This is a genomic window from Adlercreutzia sp. DFI.6.23, assembly GCF_024462535.1.
Classification (GTDB): Bacteria; Actinomycetota; Coriobacteriia; order Coriobacteriales; family Eggerthellaceae; genus Adlercreutzia; species Adlercreutzia rubneri.
In genome coordinates, this window is sequence record NZ_JANGBP010000014.1 from 12,583 (window position 1) to 27,442 (window position 14,860).

The 14,860-nt window shown below is 65.6% G+C and carries 10 protein-coding genes; 3 read left to right on the forward strand and 7 right to left on the reverse strand.

Annotation, left to right across the window (positions count from 1 at the left end):
* Positions 1-122 precede the first annotated feature (122 nt).
* Both NE591_RS16320 and NE591_RS11450 read right to left on the reverse strand, forming a co-directional pair.
* Positions 123-2,723 carry a hybrid sensor histidine kinase/response regulator gene (locus tag NE591_RS16320; protein ID WP_256156700.1) on the reverse strand — a complete coding sequence of 867 codons (2,601 nt, stop codon included), beginning with the start codon at positions 2,721-2,723 and terminating at the stop codon, positions 123-125.
* A 64-nt stretch (positions 2,724-2,787) separates the two neighbouring features.
* Positions 2,788-3,207 carry an Rrf2 family transcriptional regulator gene (locus tag NE591_RS11450; protein ID WP_173113978.1) on the reverse strand — a complete coding sequence of 140 codons (420 nt, stop codon included), beginning with the start codon at positions 3,205-3,207 and terminating at the stop codon, positions 2,788-2,790.
* Between the two features lie 179 nt (positions 3,208-3,386).
* Here NE591_RS11450 and nifS point away from each other — a divergent pair, with 179 nt between their 5' ends.
* Together nifS and nifU are read left to right on the forward strand one after the other, a co-directional pair.
* Positions 3,387-4,613, forward strand: a complete 1,227-nt coding sequence (gene nifS, locus NE591_RS11455) for a cysteine desulfurase NifS (protein ID WP_173113981.1) — start codon at positions 3,387-3,389, stop codon at positions 4,611-4,613.
* Positions 4,614-4,663: 50 nt separating this feature from the next.
* On the forward strand, positions 4,664-5,116 hold the full coding sequence (gene nifU, locus NE591_RS11460; RefSeq protein ID WP_157012584.1) for a Fe-S cluster assembly scaffold protein NifU: 453 nt from the start codon (positions 4,664-4,666) through the stop codon (positions 5,114-5,116).
* Positions 5,117-5,215: 99 nt separating this feature from the next.
* On the opposite strand, the gene NE591_RS11465 is transcribed toward nifU, so the two are convergent.
* From NE591_RS11465 to NE591_RS11485, 5 genes are all read right to left on the reverse strand, one after another.
* Complete coding sequence (locus NE591_RS11465; protein WP_173113984.1) at positions 5,216-6,160, reverse strand: sortase domain-bontaining protein; 945 nt, start codon at positions 6,158-6,160, stop codon at positions 5,216-5,218.
* Between the two features lie 124 nt (positions 6,161-6,284).
* Positions 6,285-6,836, reverse strand: coding sequence for a M48 family metallopeptidase (locus NE591_RS11470; protein WP_173115356.1), 552 nt, complete (start codon positions 6,834-6,836; stop codon positions 6,285-6,287).
* 73 nt (positions 6,837-6,909) lie between these two features.
* Positions 6,910-7,782, reverse strand: coding sequence for a 16S rRNA (cytidine(1402)-2'-O)-methyltransferase (rsmI, locus tag NE591_RS11475; protein WP_256156701.1), 873 nt, complete (start codon positions 7,780-7,782; stop codon positions 6,910-6,912).
* The gene (locus NE591_RS11480; RefSeq protein ID WP_256156702.1) at positions 7,782-12,548 is read right to left on the reverse strand and encodes a 2-hydroxyacyl-CoA dehydratase; all 4,767 of its coding nucleotides are present in this window, start codon (positions 12,546-12,548) and stop codon (positions 7,782-7,784) included. The genes rsmI and NE591_RS11480 overlap by 1 nt, the downstream gene beginning before the upstream one ends.
* A complete protein-coding gene (locus NE591_RS11485; protein ID WP_371130589.1) occupies positions 12,514-13,260 on the reverse strand; it encodes a TetR/AcrR family transcriptional regulator in 747 nt (248 codons plus the stop codon). Before NE591_RS11485 ends, NE591_RS11480 begins: the two co-directional genes overlap by 35 nt.
* Positions 13,261-13,451: 191 nt before the next feature.
* On the opposite strand from NE591_RS11485, the gene NE591_RS11490 reads away from it, so the two are divergent.
* A complete protein-coding gene (locus NE591_RS11490) occupies positions 13,452-14,828 on the forward strand; it encodes an LCP family protein (protein ID WP_173113990.1) in 1,377 nt (458 codons plus the stop codon).
* Positions 14,829-14,860: the final 32 nt, after the last annotated feature.

Here is a 14,860-nt window from a genome sequence, read left to right on the forward strand (position 1 = left end):
TCTTAACACAGCGAAGGGCCGCACGATCCTTCGACTCCGCGCTGCGCCGTAGGCGCGTGATGGCGCGGGGCCGTGAGGAACCAGGGCGGCAAGGGTCGCGAGGGACGCGAGCGCCGCAAGGATCAGGAGCGCCCGAGGATTCCACCCAACGTCGCCGCCAGATCCTTCACGCTGATGGGCTTGGAGAGATGGTCGTCGGCGCCAGCGCGCTTCGATTCCTGCACATCCTCGGTGAACGCGTTGGCCGAGAGCACCACGACGGGCAGCGCGCGCAAATCATCGCGCTCGCTCTCGCGGATGCGGCGCGTGGCCTCCAGACCGTTCATGACGGGCATCTGGATATCCATGAGCACCACGTCGAAATGGCCCGGCTCGCTCGCGTCCAGCGCATCGAGGGCCTCCTGGCCGTTGGCCGCCGTCTCGGCCGCCGCGCCGAGGGACTCCAGCAGCGCCACGGCGATCTCACTGTTAAGCTCGTTGTCCTCCACAAGCAGCACGCGCACGCCGCTCAAATCGGCGCCCCTCGGCGCGGGCGCATCCCCCTGCGAAACATCGCACAGGGCGTCGGCGTCGTCGCTTTCCTCGAGGGAGCCTTTCGCGTCCCTTTCCACATAGCGCATGCTCACCCGCACCGTGAACACCGTGCCGCGACCCGGCTCGCTTTCCACATCAATCGTGCCGCCCATCAGCGAGACGACGGACTGGGCGATGGAAAGCCCCAGCCCCGTGCCCTCCACGGACTCGGTGCGCGAGTCGTGCTCACGCGCGAAGGGCTCGAAGACGTGCGCCAGAAACTCAGGCGCCATGCCGCAGCCGGTGTCGGCGAAGACGAACTCGTAGTCGCTCGTCCCCTCGACGCGAGAGGCGTGCTCGACAACCCGCAGCGACACCGAGCCGCCCGCCGGCGTGAACTTCACCGCATTGCCGAGCATGTTCATGAACACCTGTTGCAAGCGAAGTCCGTCGCCCTCTACCAGCGGATGGGCGAGCCCTTCGAATTCAATCACGAAGGCGATGCCCGCGTCCTCGCAGCGCTGCGCGAACACCGTCTCCATCTCAAGGGCCAGCGCCCGCAAATCCACCTTCCCCACAGTAAGCTCCAGCCGGCCGTTCTCGATCATGGAAAGATCGAGAACCTCGTTGATCAGCGCGAGCAAATGGTTGCTCGACAGCGTGATCTTCGCCAGGCAGTCGTCCACTTTCTCCGGATGCCCCTCGTTCATGCGCGCGAGCTCCGTCATGCCGATGATGGCGTTCATCGGCGTGCGGATATCGTGGCTCATGCGCGAGAGGAAGTCGCTCTTGGCGTTGTTGGCGGCAACCGCCGCGCGATAGGAGTCCTCCATGGCCCGCTGGAGCTGCTTCTCGCGCTGCTTGAGCGCCGTGACGTCCTGGGTTGTGTAGAGAAGCCGCGTCGGCATCCCCGCCGCGTCGCGCTGCACGCAGATGAGGTTGATGTCCTCCCATTTGACGTCTCCCCCGCGATTCATCTGGTACTCGAAGCGGATCTCGTCGGAGCCGGGCGGCATGAGATCGATGATCGTGTGCTTGTCGTAGAGCTTGGCCACCTCCGCCTTGGCCTCGTCGCCCACGACCAGGCCCTGCAGGCGCTCTATCATGGCGGTGTAGGGGCCTTCCAACTCGTAGGGGTCACTCGGCGTGACCGGGCCGCTCATGTAGCGGAACCGATCGGCATCCAAATCCATGAGCACCAGCCGCTCGGTCAGCTTGGCCACCCCGCGCTGCACGTCCTCCCGATCGCGCATCGAGCGGGTGAGCGAGCGGTGGCGGCGGTTGTTGTAGAAGATAATGCCGGCAATGACGAGGACGAATACCACCACGATGACGAACAGGGCGCTCCAACCGCCTTCATTGGCCTCGTTGATCATCTGCTCGGTAGCGGCGGCCGGGAACGTCTCCAGCATCATCCAGCCGAGACCCGGCACCTCGCGAAGGCACACCGAGCCCGTGCCGCGCTCAGCCTGGTAGCTGTACGTGACCGTCTCGTGATTGGCAAAAGCGCGCTCCAGATCGCGGGCGCCAGAGGTGGCAGAGGGGTCGGCCTGCGCCTCTTGGATAAGGTTCCTGCCAACATAGGAGGAATCCGTGGCGGCCACCACCTCCCCGGTGGGCAAGCACAGCATCACCTGGGACGCGTAGCCGAAGAAATCGCCTGACAGAAGATCGGCGAGCCGGTTCTCGCTGTAGTGGGCCAGAAGCAAGCCCACGACCGGGCCGTCCGCGCCCTCGCGAACCGGTGCGAAGAAGTACACGAGGTTCTCGTGGGTCATGCGGGTGTTGAATACGGCCTCGATGCCAGATTCGCCCGCCATGGCCCGCTTGAAGTAAGAGCGATCCGACACGTTCACCGGCTCGTGCTGGGGCGAGTGCTGCATGCCGTCGACATCAACGAAGTCGATGGTGTCGAAAGGCGAGGTCTCCTCCACGCTGATGAGCCATTCCTCGCTGGTGACGATGTCGGTCACATCCGCCGACTCCGAGGCAAGGGCGGCGATAGTCTCGATGTCTTTCTGCGTGTTCTCCATGAGGGTGGAGACCAGCACGCAGGATTGGGCCGTGGCATCAGAGACGTACTGGTTCGCCTGGGCGACGATGCGGTTGCTCGTCTGCTGCATGAAGGTGGACAGCGTGACGACGACCGCGATGAACACGAGAACGAAAGCAGCTATGGAGAGCCAGTACTTTTTCCCCTCGTCTTCCACAGCGTCCTCTCTCGTCGCGGCACAGGTAATTACACATGATACGCGAAAGAGGTCTGGTGGTAGATTACAAGTTGGCAGCGGCGGCGGAAGAGGCGACGTCGGCGAGGGTGAGCCCGGAGAGATAATCGCCGATCGCCACTTGAAGGCCGCCCCACACGCGACGAGACGGGCAGTCCTCGGCGCGCTCGCAGGCAGAAAGCGACCCCATGCAGTCGAGCAACTCCAAGCCGTCCTCGGAGGCGGCGACGATGTCGGCCAGCGTGATGGCACTTGCATCGCGGGAAAGACGGTAGCCGCCCTGGTTCCCGCGCGTCACGTCGAGCAATCCCGCGCTGGCGAGAGGCGCGACGACCTGCTCGAGATATTTCTTGGAAAGGCCCTGGCGGTCGGCGATATCCTTCAGGGCCACGCGGCCCTCCCCCTGGCTTTGGGCCAAATCGATCATGAAACGCATGCCGTAGCGGGTCTTCGTCGAAATCTTCACCGAGGTCGCCTTTCTGGGAAATCGTCGTGAATATGGTAACAATCATAAGAGGTTCTTGACAATCTCCGCAACCCGATTATATTAAACTCTAGCAAATTACTAGACTTAGATGGGGGCGCCCGGCCGCGTCCGAGAACCGTACCGGGCGAATCCATCCCAGACGCGGAAGCAGGAGCACCATGAGGCAGATCTACCTTGACCATGCGTCCACGACGCCCGTTCGCCCCGAAGTGGTGGAGGCCATGGCCCCCTACTTCACCGAGCATTTCGGCAATCCTTCCTCCATTTACCCCTTGGGCCAGGAGGCCTCCGACGCCGTGGCTGCCGCCCGCGAGAGCTTGGCCAGCCTCATCGGCGCGACGCCGCGCGAAATCTTCTTCTCGAGCGGCGGCACCGAATCGGACAACTGGGCCCTCAAGGGCTTCGCCCGGGCCAACGCCACCAAGGGGCGCCACATCATCACGAGCGCCATCGAGCACCACGCGGTGCTTCACACCTGCGAGGCGCTGGAGCGCGAGGGCTTCGAGGTGACCTATCTTCCCGTGGACGAGCACGGACTCGTGAGCGTTGAGGACTTCAAGGCGGCCATCCGCCCGGACACCATCCTGGCCTCCATCATGTTCGCCAACAACGAGATCGGCACCATCGAGCCTATTCGCGAGCTGGCGGCGGCCGCCCACGAGGCGAGCGTCGCCTTCCACACCGACGCGGTGCAGGCCTTCGGCCATGAGCCCATCGACGTGAACGAGCTGGGCATCGACATGCTGTCGGCGTCGTCCCACAAGATCTACGGCCCCAAGGGCGTCGGCCTTTTGTATGTGCGCCGTGGCGTGAAGCTTCAGAACCTCCTCGATGGCGGTCAGCAGGAACGCGGGCGGCGCGGCTCCACCGAGAACGTGCCCGGCATCGTCGGCTTCGCCCGCGCCGCCGAATTGGCCGCCGAGGAAATCGTCCCCGAGCGCGACCGCCAATTGGCGCTGCGCGACCACGCTATCCGTCGCATTCTCGAGGAGATCCCCTCGGCCAAGCTCAACGGCAGCTGGGAGAGCCGCCTGGCCAACAACGTGAACTTCTCCTTCGAGTTCATCGAGGGCGAAGGCATGCTGCTGCAGCTGGCCACCCGGGGCATCTGCGTGTCCTCCGGTTCCGCCTGCACCTCCGGCTCGCTGGACCCGAGCCACGTGCTTTTGGCCATCGGCCTTCCCCACGAGATCGCCCACGGCTCGCTGCGCATGACGCTGGGCCGCGACACCACACGGGAAGACGTCGACTTCGCCGTGGACTCGCTTAAGGCCACGTTGCAGAACCTGCGCATGATGAGCCCCCTGTACGAGGACTTCCAGCAGGGCAAGGTGGAATCGGTCATCGAGCGCTTCAAAGCCGACGGCTTCCCCTACGCGAACTAGCATCACTCATCACCTCCCCTCAATAGAAAGAGAGAACCCCCCTCATGGCCATGAACTACTCCGATAAAGTGATGGAGCACTTCACCAATCCCCAGAACGTCGGCGAGATCGAAAACGCGAGCGGCTGCGGCACCGTGGGCAATGCGGTGTGCGGCGACATCATGCGCGTGTACCTCGACATCGACGAGAACAACGTCATCCGCGACGCGAAGTTCAAGACCTTCGGCTGCGGCGCCGCCATCGCCACAAGCTCCATGGCCACCGTACTCGTGAAGGGCAAGACGGTGCAGGAGGCGCTGGAGGTCACGAACAAGGCCGTCATGGAGGCCTTAGACGGGCTGCCCCCGGTGAAGGTGCACTGCTCGCTGCTGGCCGAAGAGGCCATCCATGCGGCGCTGTGGGACTACGCCGAGAAGAACGGCATCGTCATCGAGGGCCTGGAGAAGCCCGTGAGCGACATCTCCGAGCACGACCACGGCCACGGCGACGAGGACGACGAGTAGCCGCTGGCTCTCCGACAAGCCGCTGGTTCGACCCGGAAGCCCAAGGGCTTCCGGGCTCTTCTCTTTTCAAGCCGGCGCGTGCCGCAAAGTCGCCCACCCCTACGCTGCAACGACGATGACGTTCATGCCGTCGCCCGCGCAGGTTTGCAGCACCACCGACTCGCCGTAACCGGTTACCCGCGAAGCGATGGTCTTCCACGTGGCCGTCTCCTCCACCTGGAACACATCCCTCACCGTATAAGTGCGCCGCCCTCCCGAGCGGTCGCACACGACGACGGCATCGCCCGAGGACAGCGAACGCACCGGTGCGAACGAGCCGGGGTTATGTCCGACGAAATAGCCCCAGCTGCCGTCATCCACCGCGTCCGACCCCAACCACAGACCTCCCCCGGAACTCGGTGTCGTGCCGCCGCGCACATCGCGGTAGGGAATGGCGGTACCGTCTACCACCAGCGTGCCAGGCTTGAGCGTTCCATCGACGTTCGATCCCTCATCAGATGGCACCTCTTCGGAAGCGGAAGAGCCGGCTTCCGCCGATGTTTCCACCGAAGGTTCGGGCCCGGGCGCGCTCGGCTGAGAGGCAAATCCCCCACCCTCCCCCGCGCTTCCGGATTCCTTCGACGCCTCCTGGCTGCCGCGTTGCTCGTCCACCCGAGCCGCCTCTTCCGAACGCGCTGCCGCGACCTCGCCCGATGAGGTACCTGAGCCCTCGGCTGAAAGATGAGCGCCCTGTGCCCCGGCGGCTTCGGCCGGTGCTTGCTCCCCTGCTTCCGTGGCGGCTTTCCGCTCCGCCGCGTCCGTTGCCCTATAGGCCGCAAGCGCCTGCCGCACTTCGGCGCGATGGGAACGGGCCGCAGCGGCCACCTTCTCCTCCAACTTCTGGCCCACCAACGGAGCCCAAGCGTCCCCGGCTCTCACACTTTCCTCAGGCACGGACCCCTCACTTCCCCAAGCTACCGCGCCAAGCCCCAGGCCAGCGCCCAAGGTAAGCGCCAGCGCTCCTGTCACCACAGCCTTCTTTTTGCGTCCAACAACCTCTCCCATGCTCTCACCAGGCCTTTCGCTCTCAAAACCGAATGTTTGTTCGCATTGTAATGTAATACAAGCCCAATGAAAAGCCCTTTTAGTACAAAAGTTCGCTTCAATTTCGCAGTGCCGAATCCCGACGCTAGCGCAGCTTGGCGCGGCGCTCTTTCCAGTCGGGCATGAAAGTGTCCATAAGCGCGTGGAAGCGAGGGCCGTGGCCGCGCTCAAGCAGGTGGCACAGCTCGTGGACGACCACGTATTCCAAGCACTCCGGCGGGTAGAGGGCCAAGCGCACGTTGATGCAGATGCGGCCGGTCGAGGGCTGGCAGCTGCCCCAGCGACTCGTCATGTTGCGGTAGGCGATCTTGCCCGCCTTCACGCCCATGACGGGCTCCCACGCCTCGATGAGCGCCGGCACGCAGGCCGCAACGACCGCTTTCCACTGGGCCACTTCCGTAGGCGTGGCCGCGGCGGCCTCGACACGGGGCGATTGCGCGATCTCCTGCTGCTGGCGCTCTATCCAGTCGCGCTTCTCCCCCACGAACTTCCGGATGGTGGCGAGCGGCAAGTGCAGGGGCGCCGACACCTCGATGCGCCCGTCGGGAGGCTTTACCCGCAGGTGCATATTCTTGATGGCCTTGCGGGTGAGCCAGACCTCCAGCCCGTCGATGAAGACGAGCTCGGGAGGCATCATTTTTGCCGGACGCTTTCTCGCTGCTGCCATGAAATTATTCGACTCGCTTCGCTCGCTCAGAATGACACCGAAGTCATCGCGCGGCCTCCATGGCCAGGTTGTAGGCGTCGTTGCGGGAAATGCCGAACTCGGCGACAAGGTGCTTGGTGACCTCCTTGGTGCGCAGGCCCTCCGCCACCAGCTCGACAGCGCGCTCGGCAGCCGATGCCGCGGCCTCCTCGGCACCGACGGCCGCCTCCGTCTCGCCCGGGGCGTCTATCACGAGCGCGATCTCGCCGCGAACGCCGCCGGGCTCCTCGGCACGGGCCGCGAACCGCTCGCGCAGCTCGGCGGCACTCCCCCGGGCCACCTCCTCGTGCAGCTTCGTCAGCTCGCGGCAGACCGCCACCTCGCGCCACGGCAGCACCTCGGCGATGACCGAAAGCGCCGCCACCAGCCGGTTCGGGCTCTCGTAGAACACGAGAGCCGCGTCCAACCCGGAAAGCTCTGCGAGCACCGTCCGTTGCTCGGTCGCCTTGCGTGGGAAGAAGCCGCCGAAGTAGAAGCGCGGGCACACCGTTCCCGAGGCCACGTAGGCGCAGGCCGCCGCCGAGGCGCCGGGCAGCACCTCCACGGCCACACCGGCCTCGCGCGCCGCGGCCACAAGTCGCAGCCCCGGGTCGGACACGCCGGGCATGCCGGCGTCCGAGCAGTAGGCCACCACCTCGCCGGCTGCCACGCGCTCCACCACGCCCGCAGCCCGCGAGCCGATCATCGCCTCGTCCAGCCGCGCGAGCCGCTTCTCGATCCCGAAATGCGCGAGCAGCTTCCCCGTTACCCGGGTGTCCTCCGCGCACACCACGTCGGCCTCGCGCAGCGCCTCCAGCGAGCGCAGCGTCATATCGCCCAAATTCCCAATGGGCGTCGGCACGATGACGAGTTTTCCCGAAGCGTTGGCGGATTCCACTACCCCACGACCTCGGTGGTCTCCACCTCTACGGATGCCGCCACGGTCTCGGGTTCCTCAGGCGCTCCGTCGCGGGCCACCGCCCGGGCGGCACGGGCCTCGGCCTCCTTCTCGGCCAAATTCGCCTTGGCCACGGCGATCATGAGCTTGATGCGGTTGAGCTGGTTCACCTCGCTCGCACCGGGGTCGTAGTCCACGGCCACGATGTTGCTCTCCGGGTAGCGGCGGCGCAGCTCCTTAATGGTGGCCTTGCCCACCACGTGGTTCGGCAAACAGGCGAAGGGCTGGGTGCACACCACGTTCGGGCAGCCGGAGCGAATGAGCTCCACCATCTCAGCGGTGAGCAGCCACCCCTCGCCCATGGAGTTGCACAGGGAAAGGATCTCGCTCGCGTAGTCGGCCAGCTCGTAGATGTCCGCCGGCGGGTGGAAGCGACTCGACTTCTCCAGCGCGTCGTTCACGGGCTTGCGCAGCTTCTTGATGGCGGCCAGGCCGATCTTGCTCCCGAGCGCGCTCTTCTTCGACTTGCCGATAGGCTGCTGGAAGATGCCGCCGGCGATGCCGAACAGGAAGAACTCGATAAGCCCGGGCACCACGGCCTCGCAGCCCTCGCGCTCGATGACGTCCACGATCTGGTTGTTGGCCGTCGGGTGGAACTTCACGAGGATCTCGCCCACCACGCCCACGCGGGGTTTCGTGCCCTCGCCGGCCAGGGGCAGCGCGTCGAAGTCCTCCACGATGCGGCGCACCGTGCGGCGGAACTCCGACTGGCGCACGCCGCGCTCGAGCTGGTGCTTGCAGGCGTCCATCCAGTACTGGAACAGGCGGTTCGCGCTGCCCGGCTCCACCTCGTAGGGGCGCGTGCGATACAAGCACATCATGAGCAAATCGCCGTACTGCAGCGCGTAAATGGCCTGGTAGAGCATCTTCGGCGTGATCTTGAAGCCAGGGTTCTCCTCGCCCAGGTCCTTGAAGGAGATGGCGATGACCGGGATGTGCCCGAGCCCCACGGACTTCAGCGCCTTGCGGATGAGCGAGATGTAGTTGGTGGCGCGGCAGCCGCCGCCGGTCTGGGTGATGAGCACGGCCAGCTTGTCGGTGTCGTACTTGCCCGACAGCACCGCTTCCATAATCTGGCCCGTGACCAGGATGGACGGGTAGCAGATGTCGTTGTTCACGTACTTCAGGCCCGCGTCCACCGCGCCGTGGTCCACCGAGGGCAGAAGCGCCACGTTGTAGCCGGCGCGCTTGAAGATGGGCACCAGAAGCTCGAAGTGGTAGGGGGCCATCTGGGGCGCCAGAATCGTCCAGCCCCCATCGCGCATCTGCTCGGTGAACTGGGGGCGCGCGAACTCGGTGGAGGCGCCCTCGCGCTGCTCGATCTCGGCCGCGGCCACCACGCCATCGGCCTTCTCGGTGAAGCTGGCGGGCACGAGCTTATCCAGGTTGTCCAAGTCGATGCACGCAGCCGGACAGCCCCTCTTCTCGGCGGCGGCGTCGGCTTCCGCCTCGGCCTCGCGGTCGGCCTGGTCCTTCAAGGCCGCCAAAAGACTGCGCACGCGAATGCGCGCCGCGCCCAAGTTCGACACCTCGTCGATCTTCAGCACCGTGTACACCTTGCCGGCCGCTTCCAACACCTCCTGCACCTGATCGGTGGTGAGGGCATCCAGGCCGCATCCGAAGGAGTTCAGCTGAATGAGATCGAGATCCTTACGCTGGGTGACCACCTTGGCCGCCGCGTACAGGCGCGTGTGGTACATCCACTGATCCACCACGCGAATGGGCCGCTCCAGCTGGCCCAAGTGCGCCACGGAGTCCTCGGTGAGCACGGCCAAACCGAAGCTCGTGAGCAGCTCGGGGATGGCGTGGTTGATCTCGGGATCCTGATGGTAGGGGCGCCCGGCCAACACGATGCCGCGCGTGCCGGTCTTCTCCATCCACGCGAGGGTTTCCACACCCTTCGTGCGAATATCGCGTTTGAACGCCTCGTCCTCGGCCCAGGCCGCCTCCACCGCCGCCCGGATCTCGTCAGCCGTGAGCGCGGGGCCGCACCCGTTCGTCTCTTTCGCAAAGTTCTCGGTCAGCTCCACCACCAGGCGCTCGGCCAGCTTGTCCTTGTCGTGGTAGGGCACCCACGGCGACACGAAGGCCACATCGGTCTCGCGCAGCTCGTCGATGTTCAGGCGCAGCGCCTCGGGGTAACTCGCCACAATGGGGCAGTTGAAGTGGTTGCCGGCGGTCTCGTCCTCCTGGCGCTCCCACTTCGAACACGGCATCCAGATGAAGTCCGGGTGCTTGTCGAGCAGGTTCATGATGTGGCCGTGCGAAAGCTTCGCCGGATAGCACACGCTCTCGGAGGGCATCGATTCGATGCCGGCCTCGTAGGTCTTCTTCGTGGACGGGTCGGACAGCACCACCCGGTACCCCAGCTTCGTGAAGAAGGTGAACCAGAACGGGTAGTTCTCGTACATGTTGAGCGCGCGCGGGATGCCCACGGTGCCGCGGGGCGCCTCCTCGGGCGCCAGGGGCTCGTAGCCGAAGGTGCGCTCGGCCTTGTACTCGAACAGGTTCGGCACGGCCGACTTCTCGGTGCCGGTGCCCAAACTCTCGCCCTTCTCGCAGCGGTTGCCGGTGATGAAGCGGCGGTGCTTGCCCGTCGCCGCATCGATGCCGAAATCGTTCACTGTGAGCAGGCAGGCGTTCGAGCAGCCCTTGCAGCGCACGGTGCGATGCGTCGGCGCGAGCGCCTCGATCTCCTCAAGGGACAAAAGCCCACTCAGGGGCACCTTCGGGCCCAGATCCGGCGACAGCGGCACGTTCTCGGTGCGCCGACGCGTCTCCTCAAAGCGGTCGCGGGCCAACAATGCCGCGCCGAAGGCGCCCATGTTGCCGGCGATGTCGGGACGGATGGCGTTCACTTCGGAGAGCTGCTCGAAGGCGCGCAGCACCGCATCGTTCAAGAAGGTGCCGCCCTGCACGATGACCTTCGTGCCCACATCGTGCGGGTCGCGAATCTTGATGACCTTGAACAGGGCGTTCTTGATAACGGAAATCGCCAGACCCGCGGCGATGTCGCCTACGGTGGCGCCCTCCTTCTGGGCCTGTTTCACGCGGCTGTTCATGAACACGGTGCAGCGGCTGCCCAGATCCACCGGGTTCTCGGCGGAGATGGCCGTGGCGGCGAACTCGGCCACGTCCAGGTTCAGGCCGCTCGCGAAGGACTCGATGAAGCTGCCGCAGCCCGAGGAACAGGCCTCGTTCAGCATGATGTGGTCGATGACGCCGTCCTTCACGCGCAAGCACTTCATGTCCTGGCCGCCGATGTCCAGGATGAACTCCACGCCGGGCAGCATCTCCTGGGCGCCGCGCAAATGGGCCACCGTCTCAATCTCGCCGGAGTCGACCCGCAGGGCCTCCAGCAGAAGCCCCTCGCCGTAGCCGGTCACCGTGGCGTGGCCTATCTGCACGAGCGGCTCATCCGTTTCCGGGTCGCGGGGCAGCGCCTGGTACAGCTCGGCCACGGCCGCCTTGGCGCAGCCCAGCACGTCGCCCTTGTTCGAGGCGTAGGTGGACCACAGAAGCGCCCCGTCCTCGCCGATGAGCGCCGCCTTGAACGTGGTGGAGCCGGCGTCGATGCCGAGGAAGGCCACGCCCCGGTAGTCCTCAAGCGACGCGCGACGCACGCGCTCGGCGTCGTGGCGAGCGTGGAACTCCGCCAGCTCCGCCTCGTCGGCGAACAGCGGCGCCAGGCGTACCACCTCCGAGCCCTGCATGTCGCCCAGGCCCTCCAGGCGCGTCAGCACATCGAAAAGCTTCTCGGGCCGCGCGCCCTCTGCCACACCGGCGATGGCGCAGCCGGCAGCCACGAACAGGTGCGCGTTCTCGGGCACGATGATGGCCTCGTCGGTCAATTCCAAGGTTTCGTAGAAGCGCTTGCGCAGTTCGGGCAGGTACTGCAAGGGGCCGCCGAGGAAGGCCACATGCCCCCGGATGGGCCGGCCGCAGGCGAGACCGGAGATGGTCTGAGTCACCACCGACTGGAAGATGGAGGCGGCGATGTCCTCCTTGCGCGCGCCCTCGTTCAGAAGCGGCTGAACATCGGTCTTGGCGAACACGCCGCAGCGGCTCGCGATGGGGTAGATGGTCTCATGATCGGCCGCCAGCTCGTTCAGGCCGCCGGCATCCGTGTCCAGAAGGGCCGCCATCTGGTCGATGAAGGCGCCCGTGCCGCCGGCGCAGGTGCCGTTCATGCGCTGCTCGATACCGTTGTCGAAGTAGATGATCTTCGCGTCCTCGCCGCCCAACTCGATGGCGACGTCGGTTTTGGGGATGAAGGTCTCCACCGCCGTCTTCGACGCGATGACCTCCTGCACGAAAGTGACATCGAGCCACTGGGACAGAAGCAGGCCGCCCGATCCGGTGATGGCGATGGTCATGGTCTCGTCCGGATAGGCCGCGGCGGCCTCGCGCAGCACCTCCACGATGGTGGCGCGCACGTCGGCGTGATGGCGGCGGTACACCGCCCACAGGATTTCGTTGTCGTTGTTCAGCACCGCCAGCTTCACCGTGGTCGATCCCACGTCGATGCCGATATGGAAGGGGCACGCCTCCGCAGCGGCGCTGGCCTCGGCGGAAGTCTGGGCCGTCTCCACCGTGGTCACCCGCGGCGCGCAAGAGGCGCACGCCGCAGATGCCAGCTCTTTCGCCGAGGTTGAGGCCTCGGTGATGATCTCAGTGTACTTGCTGTTCTTGGTGTTTTTCTTCATCGGACTTTCTCCCAACTTGCAGCTCGATGGATTCGCCGGGTTTGATGAACAGAAGGCGCATGGCGATGCGCGCCATGGTCTCAGAGGATTCGGGGCAGCCGCGCTCGATCCAGTGGGCGATGATGCCCAGGTAGGCGGCGGCGTAGAAGGCCACATAGTACTCCACGAAAACCGTAGGGTTGTCGCGATACTTCTCATGCAGGATGTTCTGCACCAGGTTCTCGCAGACCGCCTCGCGCAGCCGCGGCCCGAAGCGCACATCGCCCCCGGGGCCGAGCACCGCGTGCAAAAAATCGCTCTGCTCGCGCAGGTAGTCGAAGAGCTCCACGAGAAACGGCAGCGGCCGGCCCGTCGCGCGGAAGGCCAGCATATCCGCCAAGGTGATGGACTGCATGCGTCCCTGCAGGGCATCGAGGTCGGCCATGACCTCGTCCTCCAGCACGGCGAGCAGCCCGTCCTTGTCGCGGAAGTGGTTGTAGAAGGTGCCACGGGACGTATCGGCCCGCTCGCACAGATCGTTCACGGTGAGCGCATCGTAGCCGCGCTCCTCCATGAGCTCGATGAGGGCGCCGCGCAGGGCCCGCCTCGATTTCGCGATGCGCCGATCCTCGCAGGGGGCGGCCGGCGCGCAGGTTGCCGTGGCTATGACGGTCTCCTTCGTTCGGTTGCGATACAGCGGTCGGATTTCGACAGAACGGCCAAAATTGGACACACTGTTCAATAGCTCGCATTATAGAGAGCGCCGCCCTTTTCGGCAACCCCTTCCTTCCCCTTCCACCACCCTTCCAAAAGCCTGTTTTCTTGTCGAAGGCGGCCCGCAGTTGCTCTTTTCCTGGTATCTTGGGGTTTCGCATTCGTACCACCGCGTTTATCGAGGAGGCAGGCGCCTGCGCGCCGAACCCTATGGCAAACAGACCTGGCAAGCATTCCGCTCCGCTCAACTCCGGCACCTCGCGCCGGGGCGCCCACTCGGCGCCGCTCGGCTCCACGCAGGGACGCCGCGGTTCCCACTCCGCCCCCGTAACGAGCGCCGGCCGCAGCACCCGGAGCGCCCAGGCCGCCCGTTCTCGCAGCGCCCAGGCGGACGCCTCGCGGACGCCTCGCGCCTCCCGCGCCCGCTCCTCCTTCGAGGGCACCGGCTTCGCGCCGACCGCAAGCCCCGTTTCCGCCGCGGGCGGCTCCCAAAGCTTCGCTGCCACGGACAGCCTTGCCCACGCCAAAGCGGCTCGCAAGAAGTCGCGCGGTAAGAAGATCGCTCTCGGCATCGCCGCGGCCCTCGTCGTCATCCTCGCCGGTGCCGGCACGGCGCTCGCGCTCTACCTGAACGGCATCAACGCCACCATCCAGGGCGGCCTCGATGACGCCGAGTTCAAGGAGCTCGGCGAGCAGCTGGCCCCGGCCAAGGCCGACGGCTCCTATTACGTGGGCATCTTCGGCAGCGACGCCCGCAAGGGCGAGACAGCCAGCCGCTCGGACGTGACCATGCTCGCCCGCATCGATCCCGACAAGGGCGTGGTCGATCTCATCTCGGTGCCCCGCGACACCATGATCAATATCGAGGGTCACGGCACCCAGAAGATCAACGCCGCCTATGCCTTCGGCGGCCCGTCCGAGGCCGTGAAAACGCTCTCCACCTTCGCCGGCGTGCCCATCACCCACTACGTGGAGGTGCACTTCGAGGAGCTGAAGGACGTTGTGAACGAACTCGGCGGTATTCAGGTGAACGTGCCCGAGAGCTTCTATTCCGACACGAGCGGCATCTCCCTTGAGGCCGGCGAGCAGACCCTCGACGGCGACCAGGCCCTCGCCTTCGCCCGCGAGCGCCACGCCACCCGCGCCGGTGACTTCTCCCGCGCCCAGGCCCAGCGCATGATCATCGAGGCCATCGTGGAGAAGGTGCTCTCGAAGTCCATCACCGAGATCCCCGGTACCGTGGAATCCCTCGCCCGCTGCGTGACCACCGACTACTCCGTGACCGATCTGGTGTCCCTCGCGCTCACCTTCAAGGACAAGGGACTCACCATGTACTCGGCCGCCTGCCCCAGCTACACCCTGAACCAGGACGGCATCAGCTACGTGGGCACCCAGTACGCCGAGTGGCAGGACATGATGCGCCGGGTAGACGCAGGGCTTGATCCAACCGACACCTCCGCGGAAATCCCCGAGCCCCAGGCAAGCGATACCGAACTGGGCGCCGCCACCAACGCCGCCTCCCCCGCCGAGTACCGCGACCTCATGGCCGACGCCCTCACCACCGACGACGTCGTGGACGTGGAGTAGGCACGAATCCGCACCAGAAACGCCGAGCGGCC